Below are 19,197 nucleotides of genomic sequence, written 5' to 3' on the forward strand. Positions count from 1 at the left end.
GAATTTATAAATAACGGCAAGCGATAATTTTTGTTTGCCGTATTTTATGGAAAGTGGTATATTTAAAAAAAATAAATAAATAATGTCAGACAACAAAGTAATATTGAATTACGACGGTAATTCATATGAATATCCAATTGTGGATAGTACTATCGGAGACAGAGGGATTGATATTTCAAAATTAAGAGACCAGACAGGTTTAATCACTCTGGATTTAGGTTACAAAAATACAGGAGCTACTATTAGCGACATCACTTACTTAGACGGAGATAAAGGAGAATTATTCTACAGAGGTTATCCAATTGAGCAAATTGCTGAGAAATCTAACTTCACAGAAGTAATGTATCTTTTATTACATGGAGAATTACCTACTCAGGATCAATATACTTCTTTCGAGAACAATATTAAAAAATATAACTTCATCGCAGACGAGATGAAAAAAATCATTGATGTTTTTCCTCGTTCTGCTCACCCTATGGGAGTTTTATCTTCTTTAACTTCTGCTTTAACTGCTTTCAACCCAAAAGCGGTTAACGTAAACTCTAAAGAAGAAATGGATCACGCTGCTGAGCTTATGATCGCTAAGTTCTCTCACCTTTGTGCTTGGACTTACAGAAAAACTCAAGGCTTACCATTAAACCACGGTGATAACAACCTAAACTACGTAGAGAATTTCTACAAAATGGCATTCAGATTACCAAACGCAGATTTCGAAATCGATCCGGTAGTTGTAAATGCATTAGATAAATTATTAATCCTTCACGCTGACCACGAGCAAAACTGTTCTACTTCTACAGTAAGAATGGTAGGTTCTGCTCACACAGGTCTTTTTGCTTCTATCTCTGCTGGGGTATCTGCACTTTGGGGACCACTTCACGGTGGTGCTAACCAGGCTGTAATCGAAATGCTTGAGCTTATCGAAAAAGATGGTGGTGATGTATCTAAATACGTTGCTAAAGCTAAAGATAAGAACGATAGCTTCCGTTTAATGGGATTCGGACACAGGGTTTACAAAAACTTCGACCCAAGAGCGAAAATTATCAAGAAAGCTGCTGATGACATCCTTAAAGCATTAGGAATCCAGGATAAAGCTCTTGACATTGCAATGCAGTTAGAAAGAGTAGCGCTTGAAGATGAATACTTCGTAGAAAGAAAACTATATCCAAACGTAGATTTCTATTCAGGTATCATCTACAGAGCATTAGGAATTCCAACAGAAATGTTTACAGTAATGTTTGCATTAGGAAGACTACCAGGATGGATCTCTCAGTGGAAAGAAATGAGATTGAAAGGAGACCCGATCGGAAGACCAAGACAGGTTTACCAAGGTGCTCAACAAAGAAACTATATAGATATCGCAAGCAGATAATATTTGCTTATACCATATCAAAATCCCAAGGCTCGCTTTGGGATTTTTTGTTTTTATATGAGGAGCTATTTCCCGCTATCCACTCATACTCCTCGCGCCAGGCCTCTCCAGCGTAAGCTGCGGGGTAACCGTTTCTATCGGGGCTAGGATATAAGCAATGAATAATAAGTAATGAGATTAGCCTGATAACTAATGAAGTCATATACAAACAATGCTTCTGGCAAAATAAATTAAACATCTGTGAAAATTTGCGTTATCTGCGGGAAACTTTAAACATTAATGCTTTTCACAAATATTAGCAATAATTAGTATCAATAGAAACGAACTTTAACTCATTAATGAACAGAGAAAATATTCTATTGGCTTTGTCAAAATGTAAAATCTGCTATTCATCTTGATAAGAAAAGATAAAAGAAAACCTGCTTAAAAAAGCAGGTTTAGTATTTTTTATGGGCAAACGCAGTTACCACATGTCCAGATTCTGCAGCTGCCATCTTCATTCCATTCACAGCAGTATCTTTCTCTGTTTATTCCTCCGATTACCGATTTTTGTTGCTCTCTTCCTAATTTTTGTGCATTTTTTAGCACAGGATTTTTCTTGTTCATGATTTTGATTTTTGATGTTAATAGTTAAGTTTTGATTTTTTATGGGCATTGGCATCTATCACAAGTATAGAGCGTGCATTTTCCTGACGGATCCCATTCACAGCATCTTTTGCCTGTTGAGATTCCTATTCCACCTACTACTGATTTTTGTTGCTCTCTTCCTAATTTTTGTGCGTTTTTTAGCACAGGATTTTTCTTGTTCATGATTTTGATTTTTTGATGTTGATAGTTAAGTTTTAAACAATATAATTTAATGATAAATTATATCACTAATATAGGAATTTATTTTGTTTAAAAAAGAATTTTTTATTATTATGTATGTGAAATTTAATAAGTTGTATTGTATTAAATAGAATTTCAATAATTTTTTATCATAAAATAAAGAAGATAGAGTACGACTCAGAAAGGTGAAATTGAAAGTTACTTTTACAAAAAAACTTGTACATATAATTTGATGTAGGCTTATTAAAAAAGCCGTCTCAAAATTCATGAAACGGCTTTCTCAGTATTTTATGGACAACCACATCTGTTACATACCCACAGGAAGCATGATCCGGTTACATCGTCCCATTCACAACATTTTCTGGGGCCGGTGAATTCACCTCCGATAATAGTTTTTTGCTGGTCTCTTTCTAATTTTCGTGCGTTTTTCAGCACAAGGTTTGTCTTGTTCATGACTTTGTTTTTTTGATGTTAATAATAGAGTTTTAGCATGTATAATTCCGCGAAAATTATATCACTAATGTAGGATGTTAAATTGTAAAAAAAATCTATTTTTCCATTCTTATGTAGATGAAATGTAGTAGGTTGTAGATGTTTTTGTATGCTTTATACTACGGTTTGTTGGATAGGGGGAGAATTTCGCTGAAAGAAGACGTGTGCGAAGGTCAAATTTCAGGCATAAAATAGACCAAAAATTTTCTAGATAGAGACCTTTACTTATATTTGTAGTATTGCATAAATCTTTATGAGACTAAACATTAAAAACGAAACGGGGAGGCTGAGATCAGTAGTTCTGGGCCAGCCTAATTCATTGGGACCAGTGCCCACGCTAGAGGAAAGTTATGACGCTAAGTCGTATTACTCAATCGAACACAACATTTATCCTAAAGAAGAGGATATTATCAATGAAATGAACGCTTTTGAAGCGGTATTAAAAAAGTATGACGTTGAAGTACTGCGTCCAAGCATTATTGAAGATTACAACCAGGTCTTTTCAAGAGACGTTGCCTTTGTAATTGATGACAAAATGATTATTTCCAACGTAATTGCAGACAGAGCAGATGAGCAGGAAGCATACAAAAGTGTTTTTGAAAAAGTGGCCTGGAGAAAGATCATCAATCTTCCGGAAACAGCCCATATTGAAGGTGGTGATGTTATTGTATGGAATGACTTCCTTTTCATCGGAACCTGCTTCAGTGAAGATTACAGAAACTATAAAACGGCAAGAACCAACGAGTATGCCATTGAAATTTTAAAAGAATACTTCCCGAAGAAAAGAATCATTGATCTTGAACTGAAGAAAAATGATAAAGTACCCTTTGAAGGAATCTTACACCTGGACTGTACTTTCAATCCGGTAGGAGAAGACAAATGTATTATCTACAAAAACGGATTCGTAGACGAAAGCGATTATCGCCTTATCATCGATATTTTTGGTGAAGAAAACTGCTTCCACATTAACGATGAAGAAATGTTTGAAATGTTCCCGAATATTTTCTCTATTTCTCCGGATGTAGTAGTTTCAGACAAAGCATTTACAAGAATGAACAACCATTTAAGAGATGTGTGGGGAATGACCGTAGAAGAAATTCCTTACAGAGAAATTTCTAAAATGGGAGGTCTGCTGAGATGCTCTACAATGCCTCTTGTAAGAGAATAGTTGAGTGTAGAGTTATAGGGTAGGAGAGTTTTAGAGTGAGAGAAAATCTTTCAGTCTTTTAAATTTTTAATTCAAAAAAGCATGCAAACTACAGATACAGTATTAATGATAGAACCGATAGCATTCGGTTACAACGCAGAAACTGCAAAAAATAATTATTTTCAGGTAGAACAGACAGGTTCCGATATTCAGTCAAAAGCTTTAGCAGAGTTCAATACCTTTGTTGGGAAGCTGAGAGAAAAAGGGATCAATGTGATTACTATAAAAGATACATTAGATCCTCATACACCGGATTCCATTTTCCCAAATAACTGGGTAAGTTTTCATAGAGACGGAAAAGTGGTTTTATATCCGATGTTTGCCTCCAACAGAAGAGTGGAAAGAAGAGATGATATTCTTGAAAGCATCAAAGACCAGGGATTTGATATTACTGAAATTGACGATTGGTCATTTCCTGAAACCCAAGGTCATTTCCTGGAAGGAACCGGAAGTATGATCTTCGATCACGATAATAAAATTGCATACGGTTCAGTTTCTTTGAGATTAGATGAAAATTTATTCAGAGAATTCTGTGCAAAATATGGTTTTACACCGGTGGTTTTCCATTCATATCAGACGGTAGGTACAGAAAGGCTTCCTATTTATCACACTAATGTTATGATGTGTGTAGCAGATAAATTTGTAGTCATCTGCCTTGATTGTATTGATGATGAGCTGGAAAGAGAAAAAGTAATTGAAACCATCAAGAATTCAGGAAAAGAAATCGTTGAAATTTCAGAAGAACAAATGCAGCAGTTTGCAGGAAATATGCTTCAGGTGCAGAATAAAGCAGGCAAAAAATTCCTTGTGATGAGCCAGACAGCTTATCAGTCTTTAAACCAGGAACAAGTAGCTGCTATTGAAAAATACTGTGAAATTATTTATTCAGATTTAAATACCATTGAAGTAAATGGAGGCGGAAGTGCAAGATGTATGCTTGCAGAAGTTTTTCTTCCAAAAAAATAATATATTTACGAAAAAATTAATTGAACCCATTATCAAATAAAGGTTTACATATTCTTCTGACTTTGGAAACAGAGTCAGAAGATTTGTTATTGGACAGCAAAGGTTTTCTCGATTTTACGGAAAGTATTCTTAAAACCCAAGAGGTAGAGATTGTAGGAATTACCAATCACGTTTTTGAAAATCAGAGTTTCACTTCGGCAGTCTGCCTTAAAGAATCGCATCTCTGTATTCATACTTGGCCGGAATTTAAACAGCTTACCTTCGATGTTTTTCTTTGTAATTATACTCAGGATAATACTGCCAAAGTAGAGCAGATTGCAGATGAGGTTGTTCAGTATTTTAAAGCTAATACCATTCAAAAACACAAAATTTACAGATAGAAAATGGATCATATTTGTCCCCTTTGCCGGACTAACAACAACGAAATGGCTATAGATTTTGCCATTGAAGAATTTATTTGCAGCCATTGTCACAATCTTATTACCCTAGGGCAGTCTGCCCAAAAAAAGATTGTTAAAAAGCCTGTAGAAAATGTTGTTTTGGAAGTTGGATGTAAAGGAATACTCCATGGAACAGAGTACTGGGTAATTAATATTGTAATTAAAAAATATGGCTCAAATACCTTCTGGCGGGAATATTCATTAAAAGACCGTGCCGGAAACAATGCATACCTCAGTGAAAGTGATGGGCATTGGGTTTTTCTTCGCCCTGTAGATTTTGCTTTTAAAGAATTTAAATATTACGCTGAAGCAGATGGAAAAAAGTACAGATGGTATGAAACTACTCCCTGTACAGTACATGCCGCTGCCGGTTTTTTTGAAGATAAGCTGCCGTTTGGGCTGGCTACTTACAAAGAATATGTAAATGGCACTGAAATGATTTCCCGTGAGGAATATGGAAAATCAGTACAGTTTTTCAAAGGTAATCATATTTCAAGAGCTGAAATCAAAAAAGCATTCGGAATACTGGAGCTGCCTTATCGTTCCGGAACCGGAATTGTTCAGCCGTTTTACTTTAATGTTAAACAATGTACCAATATTATGGCGATTACAGCCTTATTGATATGTGTTTTACAGTTATATGTGGTCACTTCAAGAACTAATAAGACGGTTTTTGAACAAAGTATCAATTTTGCAGATGTTACCGATAAGGAAGTGGTGAGTAAAAGTTTTGTCCTTTCAGGCGGCTCTGCACCATTAAAAGTACATGCATTTTCTGATGTGGATAACTCCTGGGCAAATGTTGGTCTCAGCCTCGTGAATGAGAACACCAACGAAGTTATTTACGCTTCTAAGGATATTGAAAAATATTCCGGATATGAAGATGGAGAAAGCTGGAGCGAAGGAAGCCAGTCAGAAGATTTCAACTTATGTGGAATTCCCGCAGGAAATTATCATTTTCTGATCTCGGCAGAAAAAGAAGGCGGGGCTAAGGATCCATTTAAAACCGGTTACAGACCAGCTAATGCAGACTTTTCCATTGTTAAAAATGATGCCGGGAATTTCTTTCTCAAAAATGATAAAGATCAGACCATCAGCACCTATAATGAAACTGAAGCCCTGGCTAATGATATTATGCAGAGAACCGGGCTTCCGAATAGTATAAAAACAAAAGGGAAATTAGATTCCATACTTCTCAATATGCCTCAGGAATACGGTTATCCAGAAAATTACGACAAAAATCCATCGGTAGATATTACAGCAACATGGCTGCCAGTCTCCTTCTGGAATTTTGGAATTGTTCTGGTTTGCCTTATCATATTTACCGTAGTAATTCATTGGATGAAACGTACTTTCGAAACAGGAAAATGGAATAACAGCTCCAATTCACCTTATGCAGACAATTAAACCATGGAAAAAATAATTTATTATATCAAAAGCAACTGGCTGTTATTAGCTATCGGAGCATTTTTTATGGGCTGGTTCGTTTATCTTACATTTACAGGAAACCAATTCTGCGATTGTGTAAGAACAGAAAAATATCGCGATGGAACTACAAAAAGCCACTCCAGAGCAGGATTTTACAGATACTATCACAAATAAAAATTAAAAACTATGGACAACATTAATCTAATTCCTATATTCAATTCAATTCTTTATTCATTTTTAGGAATTGCTATTTTACTGGTATGTTACTTTATCATTGAAAAATTAACTCCCGAAAAAACATGGCATGAGATTGCTCAGAATAAAAATATAGCATTGGCTATTGTTTTCGGGGCATTTATCATCGGAATTTCAATGATTATAAGCGCGGCAATTCATGGATAAGAAGAGGATTCCTCTTGAGCTGCTTTTACTCTTTTCTGTATTTGTCATTGCGACATGTGGATTGATCTATGAACTGGTGGCGGGAGCATTGGCAAGTTATCTTTTAGGAGACTCTGTAAAGCAGTTTTCCTTTATCATTGGGGTTTACCTGTTTTCTATGGGCGTAGGCTCCTACCTATCCAAATTTATTAAGGGAAACCTTATTGATAAATTCGTAGAGATTGAAATCCTGGTCGGAATCGTTGGCGGGATCAGCTCAGTGGTATTGTTTGTTTTATTTAATACACTCGCCCATTTTGAAAGTGTGCTTTATCTTTTTGTCTTCTTTACAGGATGTTTGGTAGGGGTGGAAATTCCGCTTCTAATGAATATTCTGAAGGATAGGGTTCAGTTTAAAGATTTAGTTTCAAACGTATTCGCTTTTGATTATATCGGGGCTTTATTGGCTTCTATTCTTTTTCCTTTGGTTTTAATTCCACAGCTGGGAATTGTAAAAACACCATTGTTTTTCGGGCTTATCAATATCTCTATTGCTATATTCTTATGCTTTTATCTTAAGAAAGAACTATCAAAACCCTTCTCATTAAAAATAAAATCAATAGCAGCATTTATCTTGCTGGTTGGTCTTTTTATTTTTTCAGATAGGATCTTGTCCTATTCTGAGGAGAAGCTTTATGGGGAAAATGTTGTTTATACGAAGAGTTCTCCTTATCAAAGAATTGTTTTAACAAGAAATAACCGGGAATTCAGGCTTTATTTGAACAATAACCTGCAGTTTTCTTCTACCGATGAATACCGCTATCACGAAGCATTGGTACATCCGGTAATGTCTATGGCTAAAAATATTGATAATGTATTGATTCTTGGAGGTGGTGATGGTTTTGCAGTGCGTGAGGTACTGAAATATAAAGAAGTGAAAAAGATTCAGCTTGTTGATCTGGATGGAGAAATGACCAATTTTTTCAAAACCAATGAAACCATGAAAAGACTGAATCAAAGTGCTTTGTCTAATCCCAAAGTGGAAGTGATCAACAAAGATGCTTATATCTGGGTAAAAGAAAATAAAAAGAAATTTAATGTCATCATTATAGACTTTCCGGATCCGTCCAATTACAGCTTAGGAAAGCTATATTCTCTGCAGTTTTATAAAGAACTGGAAAGACTAACTACTCCGGATACCAAAATTGTAGTACAAACCACTTCTCCTTATTTTGCTCCGAAATCATTTTGGTGCATAGAGAAAACCATTAATCAGATTTTTCCTTTTACTTCGGCATATCATACTTACGTTCCGTCATTTGGGGAATGGGGCTTTTCAATGGCTTCATTTGAGCCTGTCAATAATAAGATCTACAGAAGACTTCCCAATTTGAAATACTATGATTACGATTTTTCACAAATATCATATTTCAGTAAGGATATGAAAGTGAATGAAGTAGAAGTTAACCGTCTGGATAACCAGATATTAGTCCGTTATTTCGATGAAGAGTGGGGGAAAGTTCAGTAGAAAAGAGTTCCTGAAAACTTTAATGTTGGGCGGATTGATGCTTCCCTTTCTTCAATATTGCGGAAAGAAAGTAAAATCATTGTTGCTAAAAATCACCGGGACCAACCACGTTCTGGGACACAAATTATGGGCAAAGGATTTTCCACAATTCTCCGAAGTTATCCACACTAAGTATCTTGTAGTGGGTGCCGGCATCTCCGGACTTTCTGCTTGTAGATTTTTCAGTCAGCACAATGAAAATGATTACCTTTTACTGGAAATGGAAGATCATTCGGGTGGAAATTCTTCCAACGGACAGAATAAGTTTTCAAAATTCCCATTGGGAGCGCACTATCTGCCTTTACCCAATAAAGAAAATACAGAGATCATAGAATTTCTTAAAGAATGTGGTATTTGTCAGGGAATTGACGGAAATGGAGAACCTGTTCTGGATGAATATCAGATGACTTTTCCACAACAGGAAAGACTGTTCTATAAAAATTCATGGCAGAATGATATTGTTCCTCAAAAAGGAATTTCTCAGGAAGTACAGAACGAATTTGACCGTTTCTTTACAATGATGGATGGGTTCCGTCAAAAGAAAGATATTCAGGGGAACTATTGGTTTGCAATTCCTGTTCATGATTCCAGTAGAGAAGATGAAGTACTCAACCTTGAAAAAACTATTTTTAGTGATTGGCTACGGCAATATAACTTCCAGTCTGAAGAACTACTTTGGCTATTGGACTATTCATGTAGAGATGATTATGGTTTAGGACTGGATTATGTATCAGCCTGGGCCGGGATTCATTATTTTGCGGGAAGAAAAAACAACTGGAGTACAAAATATAAAGATCAGGTATTCACATGGCCGGAAGGAAATGCAAAGCTAAGTCGTTATCTTTCAAAATATACAGAAGGAAAATTATTAACTAAAAATTTAGTTTTTGATCTTGAAGTGAATGATAAAGTAGAAGTTACAAGTTTTGACAATGCTAAGAAGAAAACTACAAAGATCATTGCGGATAAAGTTTTATTTGCCACACCACAGTTCGTCAATGAAAGAATTTTCAACAACAGAAAAGCATCATCCTTTCATTATGTTCCATGGTTATTAACAACCATTACGCTGAATAATGAATTTGGGGGAGATGAAGAGCTTGCATGGGATAATGTGATCTACGGGTCATCCGGATTAGGATATATCTTTGATCAGCATCAGAATATCAATCAGATTATAGGCGAAAAAGTGATTACCTACTATAAAAGCTTCTCTACAAATGATTGTAAAAAGGCAAGGAAGAAACTATATTCTATGAAGGAAACTGAACTTAAAGATTTAGTTTTAGATGATCTGAAAAAAGCCCACCCATTAATTGAAGATTTTATTCTTGAAATGGAATTTCATAAAATAGGGCATGCAATGATTGCGCCTACGCCAGAACAAATTTTTGGCGAAAATTCTAAAATGGCTAAGAAACCTATTGATGGGAAAATATTTTTTGCCCATTCGGATCTTTCAGGAATTTCTATTTTTGAAGAAGCTTTCTACCAGGGAATAAGAACCGCCAAAGAAATGCTATAATTGTTTGAACTGATAAGATGTTACCATAAATATCCACTCATGAAACAACCTTGGATACATAATGCAAAAACAGATTGGTGGTTTATCTTATCCCCACCTTTTCTGGTATTGCTGATTATTTTTCTTTTTCAGAAACAGATTCAGGGATTGGAAAATCATTATTCCTTTTATACATGGCTTTTTCTGATCGTTTTTGTAGATGTTGCGCATGTGTATTCCACATTATTTAAAACGTATTTCGTAAAAGCTGAAGTTCAGAAGAGAAAACTGCTGTATTTTGGAGTACCGCTCATAAGCTGGTGTTTGGGTATTGCTTTGTTTCAGTTTGGAAGCTTAACATTCTGGTCTGTGCTGGCACTCATAGCTGTTTTTCACTTTATCCGCCAACAATACGGCTTTATGAGAATTTATGCCCGTTTTGAACCGGATAACTGGAGCAAGAAAATAGATGAGGTTGCAGTATATGCTGCTACTGTTTTTCCAATGCTGTATTGGTTTAAAACTCCGCGTGCCTTTACCTGGTTTGTTGATAATGAATTCAGATGGCTCCAAAATCTTCCGGATTACGTTCCCTTGATTACCGCTATATATTTGGGTATCCTGATTATATGGATTATAAAAACAGCTTTTGAAGCTTTTAGGACAAAGAAAATTAATATTCCCAAAACGGCATTGATTACCGGAACTTATCTGTCCTGGTACTTTGGAATTGTGTACTTCAACAATGATCTCCTTTTTACTTTTCTGAATGTGGTTTCCCATGGAATTCCTTATATCGCATTGATTTATATCCGGGAGATCAGACAAAAAGATCAACAACAGCTAAATTGGATGCAGATTTTTAAACCCTTTTCAGGAATGCTTTTATTTATAGGAATCATTTTAAGTTTTGCTTTATTGGAAGAGTTTCTGTGGGAAACACTGGTGTGGAATGAGCACTTTTCACTGGAGCTGGCTGTTTCTGAAAACCTGTTTCAATTTTTAGTTCCATTATTAGTTGTTCCGCAGCTTACTCATTATCTTTTGGATGGCTTTATTTGGAGAAAACCCAAAAAAGTTAGCTAACTTTGCTTTAATCTATAAAATCTAAAAATGAGACAATGTATTCTGTCATTAGCCATTTTTCTTGGAATAATGGTAGGCGGCCAGCAGAAAACTTTTTGCAATCCTATTAATATTGATTATGGGTATACTCCTTTTGAAGTTTTTTCAAAACAAGGAAAACACCGCGCTACAGCAGATCCTGTGATTGTTAATTTTAAGAATAAGCTGTTTCTTTTCTCTACCAATCAGGAAGGATATTGGTACAGTGATGATATGCTGGACTGGAAGTTTGTAAAAAGGAAATTTCTGAGAGACAATAAATATATCCACGACCTTAATGCTCCGGCTGTCTGGGCTATGAAAGATACACTTTATGTTTATGGATCTACATGGGAACAGGATTTTCCGATCTGGAAAAGTACCAATCCAACCAAAGACGATTGGAAAATTGCAGTAGATACTTTGAAAGTAGGAGCGTGGGATCCGGCATTCCATTATGATGAAGACAAGAATAAGCTTTATCTGTATTGGGGTTCAAGTAATGAATGGCCTTTGCTGGGAACAGAAGTGAAAGTTAAAAATCTTCAGTCCGAAGGTTTTGTAAAGCCCATTATTAAACTAAAACCTGAGGATCATGGCTGGGAGCGTTTCGGGGAATACAATGATAATGTTTTTCTTCAGCCTTTTGTAGAAGGTGCATGGATGACAAAGCATAATGGAAAATATTATATGCAGTATGGTGCTCCTGCAACAGAGTTCAGCGGATATTCTGATGGAGTATATGTAAGCAAAAATCCGTTGGAAGGCTTCGAATACCAGCAGCATAATCCGTTTTCCTATAAGCCGGGAGGTTTTGCAAGAGGTGCCGGCCACGGAGCAACGTTTGAAGACAATTATAAAAACTGGTGGCATGTTTCTACCATCTTTATTTCTACTAAAAATAATTTTGAAAGAAGGCTGGGAATATGGCCGGCAGGATTTGATAAGGATGATGTGATGTATACCAATACTGCTTATGGAGATTACCCTACCTATCTTCCACAGTATGCACAAGGTAAAGATTTTACAAAAGGTCTTTTTGCCGGATGGATGCTGTTGAATTATAATAAACCGGTTCAGGTTTCATCTACTTTAGGCAGTTACCAGTCCAATTATGCTGTAGATGAAGATATCAAGACTTACTGGAGTGCTAAAACGGGAAATGCAGGGGAGTGGTTTCAGACTGATCTTGGTGAAGTTTCTACCATTAATGCCATTCAGATCAATTATGCGGATCAGGATGCTGAATTTATGGGGAAAACCTTAGGGAAAATGCATCAATATAAAATCTATAGTTCCAATGATGGAAAGAAATGGAATGTGATTGTGGATAAAAGCAAGAACACAAAAGATGTCCCTCATGATTATATTGAACTTGAACAGCCTGCAAAAGCCCGTTTTCTGAAAATGGAAAACCTTAAAATGCCTACCGGAAAATTTGCATTAAGCGGTTTCAGAGTGTTTGGAAAAGGGGCAGGAAAACAGCCTTCTAAAGTGGAAAACTTTGTTCCTTTAAGGGCTGATCCTAAAAAATATGGGGAAAGAAGAAGTATCTGGATGAAGTGGCAGCAAAACCCTGATGCAGACGGCTATGTGATTTATTGGGGAAAATCTCCTGATAAAATGTATGGAAGCATTATGGTATACGGAAAGAATGAATACTTCTTTACGGGTGCAGACAGAACAGATGCTTACTATTTTCAGATTGAAGCCTTCAATTCCAATGGTGTTTCTGTAAGAACAGATGTTGTAAAATCTGAGTAAATCAAATTAGAAATAAATAATGGCACGTTTTGAAATATCAGAGCGTGTTATTTTTTGTTTACTTTTTTCAGAAATGTTTCAATCTTATCAATAAGAAAGGTAGTATTAGGTTGTTTATCCCAATCCAAATGTCCACCATTAAACTCATAAGATTCATGAACAACATTGTTTTTATTCAGAACGGAATCAAGGATATTATTTTGGTTTAAAGGAACCACGCGGTCCGTTTTTCCATAGTAAGAAAGAGTTGGTGAAGAGGCCGTATTTATCCAATGAACAGGACTGGCAAAATTAATTGCTGAGGTTGTTGCGGGCAGTATTTTAGGATCAGCCAGGTGCTTTTCTACAAAAGAATATTCTTCATAATTCTTAAAACCTTTATCAGAGAGATCGGCTGGCCCCACAATATTGATAACTGCTTTTACATTTTTATCGGCATCAAAATGATAAGCATAAAGCATAGATAAATGAGCACCGGCACTGTTTCCCATAAGAATCACCTCAGGTTTATAGTTGAGTTTATTTTTCAGGAAATTAATGACATTCTTAATATCATCCGTCTGATTGGGAATAGCATATTGTATAGCTGAAGCCAATCTGTAATTCATATTGACAAAGACATGATCCGGAAACCTTTGCATCATAGAAAGGGTAAAGAAGGTAAGTTGAGACTTGTTTCCGCCACGCCATCCGCCGCCATGAATAATGATGAAAACTTCTTTTTCTTCAGATGACTTTTTATGGGGAATATAAAGATCCACAACCTGTTCCGGACTATTTCCATAATGAATATTTTCCTCTTTATTAAAGCTGATATTATTTCCAAGATTGATCTTACTCTCTTTGCAGCCTATCAACAAAAATGAGACAAAACAGATGGTAAATACTAAACTCTTTTTCATACAATTAAAGATAAAAAACCTGCTGAAGAATCAACAGGTTTGTGTACAAAATAATTTGATTGAATATGAAGAAAGATAGTTTTATCTGGTTCTGCTCTTGATAGATTCGGAAGCTCCTTCAATGTCTCTCACCTTTTTCAGTTTTTTGTTTCCGAAATTGTAAGTAAGGCTCACTGTGAAAGTTCTTTTGTATTGGTTCTGGTGGATATAATTGTAGTTTCCGTTACTCTGATAGTCGTCAATTTCTACAATATTGGTTCTTAGTACATCATTTACATTCAGGGCAAACGTCCAGTCGTTCCAGTTTTTCTTGATGCTGAGGTCCAGACTTGATAAACCCCGTAACATACCCAGCTCTATCTGCTGCTTGTCTATGTAGAAAAAGTTAACCCCAAGGAACCATGTTTTAGCCTTATCAAGACGGATGGTATTGTTGGTCTGAATCAAAAGACTGGTAGAATTTGCAGTATTGGTGTAGGTGATAGGCTTATCTTCCTGATCCACGAACCGGTCCCCTGTAGTAGGATCCATATCCAGGCTTCCGTTATTTCTGTTATGCTGAACTCCAACGCTGAAATTAGTAGTCCAGTACTGTTTGAAAAATGACTTCTGGATTCCTATCATGGCAGACATTTCCTGCTTATCCCCAAAATTTGTCCTGATATACCTTAAGGCCAGATTTTTACCTGTTGATCCGTCAGGATGTTTAGGATAACCCTGCAAAGGAACCTGAGTGATCGCGTCTTTTATATAAGAATGATTTAAAACTACAAAATAGGAATTCTTATACATATACATCAGCTCCTGATTATAGGTAGAAGAAGCCTTTACAAATGGGTTGTTCTGTGTGTAGTTGTCATCTGTAAGTTTATTCACTACCGGATTAATTTCCCAGAAGCTCGGTCTTCTCATTCTGCTTGAAAATGAATAGGAAAGATTGTTTTTATCATTAATCGCATAGTTAAAGCTCAGATAAGGCAGAATATTATTGTAGTTTCTTTCAATCTTTTTAAGAGCTTCTAACTCTGCAGGGGGATTATCCGAAGTCCCTAAACTGTTGGTGATCTCATATCTTGCCCCGATTTTTCCGGAGAATTTTTCTGAAAATTTCTTTTCGGCAGTCGCGTAGAAGCCATAGATGTTTTCATCATAGATAAAATGGTTGGGTGCGAATTTAGGCGGATTTGAAGGATCAAGAAAATAAGTGTCGTTTTTAGTATCGTTATCTGTTTTAGTTTTATTATAATTTCCACCAACGGAAATCGTAAGGTCATTTTTAAACTTCTGGATATAGTCTGCCATTCCGGAGAAGTTATTGATAATCTGCGGCAGATCCTGGAACATCTGTATAGACTTATCTCCTATATTTCTGTTGATGTCAGACTTATACGTGATATTATCTGTAAACTGGAACCTTTTATAATTCAGATACGCTGCATTTACATTCAATTTGCTTCCTGAAGAATCCGTTTTTAATTCATAATTTAAATTGAAGGAGTTGTTATAGCTTCTTGTATCTTCCTTGTTTTTAGACCAGGTATATTTTGTACCATATTCTTTACTCACAATAGTATTGAACAGGCTCACAGTTGAATTATAGCTTTTATTGGCCCACGTATTCCAGGATAAGGCTAAGTTGCTGTTATCATTTAACTGATAATCTATGTTCAGGTAACCGCCAATATTTTTGTTGGGATCATCAATATCACCGGTTGATTCATTAGATGCACCAATACTGCTGTTTTTCAGAGTGTAGGTTTGTGCTTCAATATTTTCGCCGCCACTAAGGCTGGCACTTATTCCCAGCTTGTCTTTTCTGTAATTGGCCGAAAAACTTGCCTGGCTGCCGTTGTATTTGCCCTGAGTATTGGAGAATCTCATATTCCCGTTAAGACCGTCACTCGTTTTTTTCTTTAAAACAATATTGATAATTCCATCAGAAGACTCAACCTGGTATTCACTTCCCGGAACTGTAATCACTTCAATCTTCTGGATATTTTCCGCCGGGGTATTTTTCAGGAACTGAGCCAGTGACTCTGCATCCATATTGGATTTTCTCCCGTTGATGTAGATTAATACATTGTTCTTTCCTGCAATCTTTAATGTTTTATCATCCGTTGAAGATAATAAAGGAGTCTGTTTCAGAATATCGAAGGTAGTATTTCCTTTCGCTACAGGAGAAGCTGCAACATCATATACCAGACGGTCGCTTTGTTTTTTGAAAACCTGCTTGGTGATGGTAACACCTTCTATATTTTTAGTTTTTGCCGAGTCAGATTTCTTTTCCTGGGCAAAAGCACAGGTTCCAAATATAACAGCTATTGACAAAAGTATACGTTTCATGTTTATTTTTTTTTGAGAGTGGTTAAGTGAAATAAGTTTTATAGATTAGGTTCTTGATTTTACAGCATCATTTGCTGATTTCATTTCCCTTGCTTTTTTCAGTTTCTGATTTCCGAAATTGTAGGTTACGCCAATGCTTATCAATCTTGGATAGTTGAAGTTGGTGATATTGTTATATTTTCCGTTAGGCTGTATTCCATTAACTCTGTAAAAGCTCTGGTTAAATAAGTCATTGCCTTCCGCAACAATAGTCCAGTCTCCGATAATTTTCTTCACACTGATATCGAAGCTTTGTCTTACCCCTATTGTTCCGCCTTCCATAGCTACTTTACTTCCGAAATAATAATTAACCCCTAAAAACCAGTCCTTTTTAGAAGAAAGACGGATGATATTGTTGATGGTTGCTGACATATTGTAGTTCTTAACATCCACGATATAAGGCTCCAGTTCTTCACTTTCGTATGGCCCAAGCTGAGAGGTCGGATCCTGCCATACTCCACCTGTGTAAGTAATGTATCCAAGGTTCACAGAATAATTGGTGGTCCAGATATCTTTAAACCAGGATTTGTTCATCCCAAGTGTTAAAGCAATTTCTCTGTTCTTTCCATAATTGGTTCTGATGTATCTCAGGAATCTTATTTTGTCCATAAGCATATTACCCGCTGCATCGTATATGTAATTGCCATTTTCATCCTTTTGTGGAGTGGTTAAAATTCCCTGTAAAGGAAGCAGGTCCGAAGCCGCGGCATCATCTACCATCGTATAACTCAGGTTGGCATAGAATGCATTCTTATACATATAGTTCAGCTCCTGGTTATAGAATTTGGCGGCCAACACAAACGGGTTATTCTGAGTATAATTGGTTGGAGTAAAATACGTTCTGGATGGGTTGAGTTCCCAGAATCTCGGTCTTCTGATCCTGCTGGAGAAAGTATAGCTTAAATTATGATCCGGATTGATGGCATAATTTAAATTCAGGTAAGGAAGCAGGTTATTATAATTTCTTTCAAATCCTGTTTTTCCAAGAATATCTCCCGTACTTCTTGTCATTTCATAGCGGGCTCCTATTTTTCCGGATAACTTTTCAGTCAGCTTTCTCTCATAGTTGAGATAGATTCCTAAAATATTTTCTTTATAAATGAAGTGATTGGTTTGTTTAGTATCCATTACAAATTCACCGCCTATTAATTTGTCCTGTCGGGTATCATTATCTGTATTCGTATAATTATAACTTACTCCCATTAACCATGTTGCTCCTTTAGCCGTTTTTTTCAGGAAATCTATATTCGCCGCATAATTGTTGATGATTTGAGGTACAGATTGCTGTAAAGCTGAGTATCTCTTTTTATACTCTTCCCCTGATGGATCAATACCTAGCGGGATACTCTCATTGAAGCTTACTTTATCTCTGTTAAACCACAGGTAAGAAACGTTGGAAGTAAGCTTACTGCCTATAGAGTCTGTCTTTATTTCATAATTTAAATTGAAAGAATGGTTTCTGGTCTGGGCATCTTCATAATTAACAGTTCTGTCCATTAATACTCCATTTTGCCAGTTAGTCATATCCAGAACTGAATTGAAACTTTTATTGTATCTCATATTATAAGAAAGTCCGAGGCTCTGTTTCTTGTTGATCTCATAATCAATATTAAACCCACCACCGAAGTTTTTATTCGGATCATCATTGGAACCATAAGACTCATTTCTGAAGGTAGGATCTCCGTTGGAAAGCGTATATCTTTGTCTTTCTGTCCAGCTTCCCATTCTGAAATTAGAGTTTCCGGACCATTTTCCCTGTCTGAAATTAAAAGACCCTCCAGCATTAGGATTATTATAATAAGCCTGTTCATTCTGCATTTTCAAAGTCCCATTGTAGCCGTTATTTTTGTTCTTCTTCATCACAATATTAATCACCCCTTCCTTAGATTCTACCTGAAATTCACTTCCGGGAACAGTGATCACTTCAATTTTCTGGATATCTTCCGATGGAGTAGACTTCAGCATTTCAATCAATGCTTCAGCATCCATATTGCTTTTTTTATTATTGATGTAAATGATTGCATCAGATTTTCCAAGAATCTTTAACGTTTTACCATCAATGCTGGAAATCATAGGAGTTTGCTTTAAAAGGTTAAAAGTATTAGTCCCTTTAGCAATAGGAGAGGCTGCTACATCATAAACAAGACGGTCTCCCTGTTTTTTGAAAACCTGTTTCTTGATATTGACGGACTCAATAGCATTTACTTTCAAACTATCTTTTTTCTGCTGGGCGGTAATAAGTCCGCTGAAGAATAGAGCTGCAATGAGAATTTGAGTTTTCATGATTATTATTTTTTAATTAATAGCTTGTATGGTTTGTTATTTTACATTACAAAGATATATAATAAATTTAGTATCATGCAATACAAAGTACTGAAAAATAATTTTTACGAGTTTTAACTTGTTGATTTTCAGTTAATAAATTTTTGGTTTAAAAAAATGATTGCTTGACCTTTCTGTATAATAAGACAACTGTAACAATAATTTTGTTACAGCAAAACATGAAATTTTATGAAAAATAATTTTATTCCCTGTTGAATTGAGCCAGTTTTTTATCCACCCAAACCGTAGCAAAAGGAAAAAACGCAGCTAATAAAGCGAACACAAAATCTTCATCATCCCAATTGTAAATTTTTCTTGCAGGAAGGCAGAGTAAAAGATAGAGCGTAAAAAATAGTCCGTGTAAACTCCCAATTACACTAATGAAAATAATAGAATACAGGTTTTCATCATATCGAATCCAGATCATGGCAACACAATACAGTAGAACGCATGAAATAGCTTCCGCAAGACAAATCTGTTTAAACCATTTGATGAGTTTTCCCTGAGAATATTTTGAGAAAAATTTTTCGATGAAGTTCAT

At 35.8% G+C, this 19,197-nt stretch carries 17 protein-coding genes; 11 read left to right on the forward strand and 6 right to left on the reverse strand.

Features of this window, described 5'->3' with window-relative positions; translation table 11 throughout:
• Positions 1-82 precede the first annotated feature (82 nt).
• Positions 83-1,369 (forward strand): citrate synthase, encoded by a 1,287-nt coding sequence (locus BBH99_RS12360; protein WP_066696015.1) that lies wholly within the window; start codon positions 83-85, stop codon positions 1,367-1,369.
• 447 nt (positions 1,370-1,816) lie between these two features.
• Here the strand turns inward: BBH99_RS12360 and BBH99_RS22430 are convergent, their stop codons facing one another.
• On the reverse strand, positions 1,817-1,975 hold the full coding sequence (locus tag BBH99_RS22430; RefSeq protein WP_164464413.1) for a hypothetical protein: 159 nt from the start codon (positions 1,973-1,975) through the stop codon (positions 1,817-1,819).
• 510 nt (positions 1,976-2,485) lie between these two features.
• Positions 2,486-2,650: a hypothetical protein gene (locus BBH99_RS22435; protein WP_165601931.1), complete on the reverse strand. Its 165-nt coding sequence runs from the start codon at positions 2,648-2,650 to the stop codon at positions 2,486-2,488.
• A 292-nt stretch (positions 2,651-2,942) separates the two neighbouring features.
• On the opposite strand from BBH99_RS22435, the gene BBH99_RS12370 reads away from it, so the two are divergent.
• From BBH99_RS12370 to BBH99_RS12415, 10 genes are all read left to right on the forward strand, one after another.
• Positions 2,943-3,857: a dimethylarginine dimethylaminohydrolase family protein gene (locus BBH99_RS12370; protein ID WP_066696022.1), complete on the forward strand. Its 915-nt coding sequence runs from the start codon at positions 2,943-2,945 to the stop codon at positions 3,855-3,857.
• Between the two features lie 81 nt (positions 3,858-3,938).
• Entirely contained in the window at positions 3,939-4,862 is a 924-nt protein-coding gene (gene ctlX / locus BBH99_RS12375) for a citrulline utilization hydrolase CtlX (RefSeq protein ID WP_066696024.1), read from the forward strand.
• Positions 4,863-4,882: 20 nt separating this feature from the next.
• Complete coding sequence (locus BBH99_RS12380) at positions 4,883-5,242, forward strand: S-adenosylmethionine decarboxylase family protein (protein ID WP_066696026.1); 360 nt, start codon at positions 4,883-4,885, stop codon at positions 5,240-5,242.
• A gap of 45 nt (positions 5,243-5,287) precedes the next feature.
• Positions 5,288-6,709 (forward strand): DUF4178 domain-containing protein, encoded by a 1,422-nt coding sequence (locus tag BBH99_RS12385; RefSeq protein WP_228390801.1) that lies wholly within the window; start codon positions 5,288-5,290, stop codon positions 6,707-6,709.
• Positions 6,710-6,712: 3 nt separating this feature from the next.
• On the forward strand, positions 6,713-6,904 hold the full coding sequence (locus BBH99_RS12390) for a hypothetical protein (protein WP_083188817.1): 192 nt from the start codon (positions 6,713-6,715) through the stop codon (positions 6,902-6,904).
• 12 nt (positions 6,905-6,916) lie between these two features.
• The gene (locus BBH99_RS12395; RefSeq protein ID WP_066696030.1) at positions 6,917-7,132 is read left to right on the forward strand and encodes a DUF350 domain-containing protein; all 216 of its coding nucleotides are present in this window, start codon (positions 6,917-6,919) and stop codon (positions 7,130-7,132) included.
• Positions 7,125-8,639: a polyamine aminopropyltransferase gene (locus BBH99_RS12400; protein ID WP_066696032.1), complete on the forward strand. Its 1,515-nt coding sequence runs from the start codon at positions 7,125-7,127 to the stop codon at positions 8,637-8,639. Before BBH99_RS12395 ends, BBH99_RS12400 begins: the two co-directional genes overlap by 8 nt.
• Positions 8,614-10,203 (forward strand): NAD(P)/FAD-dependent oxidoreductase, encoded by a 1,590-nt coding sequence (locus BBH99_RS12405; RefSeq protein ID WP_083188818.1) that lies wholly within the window; start codon positions 8,614-8,616, stop codon positions 10,201-10,203. The genes BBH99_RS12400 and BBH99_RS12405 overlap by 26 nt, the downstream gene beginning before the upstream one ends.
• A gap of 39 nt (positions 10,204-10,242) precedes the next feature.
• On the forward strand, positions 10,243-11,268 hold the full coding sequence (locus tag BBH99_RS12410; RefSeq protein WP_066696043.1) for a hypothetical protein: 1,026 nt from the start codon (positions 10,243-10,245) through the stop codon (positions 11,266-11,268).
• Positions 11,269-11,295: 27 nt separating this feature from the next.
• Positions 11,296-13,050 carry a discoidin domain-containing protein gene (locus BBH99_RS12415; protein ID WP_066696045.1) on the forward strand — a complete coding sequence of 585 codons (1,755 nt, stop codon included), beginning with the start codon at positions 11,296-11,298 and terminating at the stop codon, positions 13,048-13,050.
• Between the two features lie 47 nt (positions 13,051-13,097).
• On the opposite strand, the gene BBH99_RS12420 is transcribed toward BBH99_RS12415, so the two are convergent.
• The 4 genes from BBH99_RS12420 to BBH99_RS12435 all read right to left on the reverse strand — a co-directional run bounded on the left by BBH99_RS12420 (position 13,098) and on the right by BBH99_RS12435 (position 19,197).
• Positions 13,098-13,952: an alpha/beta hydrolase family protein gene (locus tag BBH99_RS12420; protein WP_066696046.1), complete on the reverse strand. Its 855-nt coding sequence runs from the start codon at positions 13,950-13,952 to the stop codon at positions 13,098-13,100.
• Between the two features lie 81 nt (positions 13,953-14,033).
• Entirely contained in the window at positions 14,034-16,295 is a 2,262-nt protein-coding gene (locus tag BBH99_RS12425; RefSeq protein WP_066696047.1) for a TonB-dependent receptor domain-containing protein, read from the reverse strand.
• Between the two features lie 45 nt (positions 16,296-16,340).
• Positions 16,341-18,617 (reverse strand): outer membrane beta-barrel family protein, encoded by a 2,277-nt coding sequence (locus BBH99_RS12430; protein WP_066696050.1) that lies wholly within the window; start codon positions 18,615-18,617, stop codon positions 16,341-16,343.
• Positions 18,618-18,858: 241 nt separating this feature from the next.
• On the reverse strand, positions 18,859-19,197 hold the full coding sequence (locus BBH99_RS12435) for a DUF3817 domain-containing protein (RefSeq protein WP_066696052.1): 339 nt from the start codon (positions 19,195-19,197) through the stop codon (positions 18,859-18,861).

This window comes from Chryseobacterium contaminans (assembly GCF_001684955.1).
Classification (GTDB): domain Bacteria; phylum Bacteroidota; class Bacteroidia; order Flavobacteriales; family Weeksellaceae; genus Chryseobacterium; species Chryseobacterium contaminans.

What these genes read in the sequence shown, in the direction of transcription:
- BBH99_RS12360 (WP_066696015.1), top strand. Translation starts at nt 83, where the DNA reads ATGTCAGACAACAAAGTAATATTGAATTACGACGGTAATTCATATGAA.
- BBH99_RS22430 (WP_164464413.1), bottom strand. Translation starts at nt 1,975, where the DNA reads ATGAACAAGAAAAATCCTGTGCTAAAAAATGCACAAAAATTAGGAAGA.
- BBH99_RS22435 (WP_165601931.1), bottom strand. Translation starts at nt 2,650, where the DNA reads ATGAACAAGACAAACCTTGTGCTGAAAAACGCACGAAAATTAGAAAGA.
- BBH99_RS12370 (WP_066696022.1), top strand. Translation starts at nt 2,943, where the DNA reads ATGAGACTAAACATTAAAAACGAAACGGGGAGGCTGAGATCAGTAGTT.
- ctlX (WP_066696024.1), top strand. Translation starts at nt 3,939, where the DNA reads ATGCAAACTACAGATACAGTATTAATGATAGAACCGATAGCATTCGGT.
- BBH99_RS12385 (WP_228390801.1), top strand. Translation starts at nt 5,288, where the DNA reads ATGGCTATAGATTTTGCCATTGAAGAATTTATTTGCAGCCATTGTCAC.
- BBH99_RS12390 (WP_083188817.1), top strand. Translation starts at nt 6,713, where the DNA reads ATGGAAAAAATAATTTATTATATCAAAAGCAACTGGCTGTTATTAGCT.
- BBH99_RS12395 (WP_066696030.1), top strand. Translation starts at nt 6,917, where the DNA reads ATGGACAACATTAATCTAATTCCTATATTCAATTCAATTCTTTATTCA.
- BBH99_RS12400 (WP_066696032.1), top strand. Translation starts at nt 7,125, where the DNA reads ATGGATAAGAAGAGGATTCCTCTTGAGCTGCTTTTACTCTTTTCTGTA.
- BBH99_RS12405 (WP_083188818.1), top strand. Translation starts at nt 8,614, where the DNA reads ATGAAGAGTGGGGGAAAGTTCAGTAGAAAAGAGTTCCTGAAAACTTTA.
- BBH99_RS12410 (WP_066696043.1), top strand. Translation starts at nt 10,243, where the DNA reads ATGAAACAACCTTGGATACATAATGCAAAAACAGATTGGTGGTTTATC.
- BBH99_RS12415 (WP_066696045.1), top strand. Translation starts at nt 11,296, where the DNA reads ATGAGACAATGTATTCTGTCATTAGCCATTTTTCTTGGAATAATGGTA.
- BBH99_RS12420 (WP_066696046.1), bottom strand. Translation starts at nt 13,952, where the DNA reads ATGAAAAAGAGTTTAGTATTTACCATCTGTTTTGTCTCATTTTTGTTG.
- BBH99_RS12425 (WP_066696047.1), bottom strand. Translation starts at nt 16,295, where the DNA reads ATGAAACGTATACTTTTGTCAATAGCTGTTATATTTGGAACCTGTGCT.
- BBH99_RS12430 (WP_066696050.1), bottom strand. Translation starts at nt 18,617, where the DNA reads ATGAAAACTCAAATTCTCATTGCAGCTCTATTCTTCAGCGGACTTATT.
- BBH99_RS12435 (WP_066696052.1), bottom strand. Translation starts at nt 19,197, where the DNA reads ATGAACTTCATCGAAAAATTTTTCTCAAAATATTCTCAGGGAAAACTC.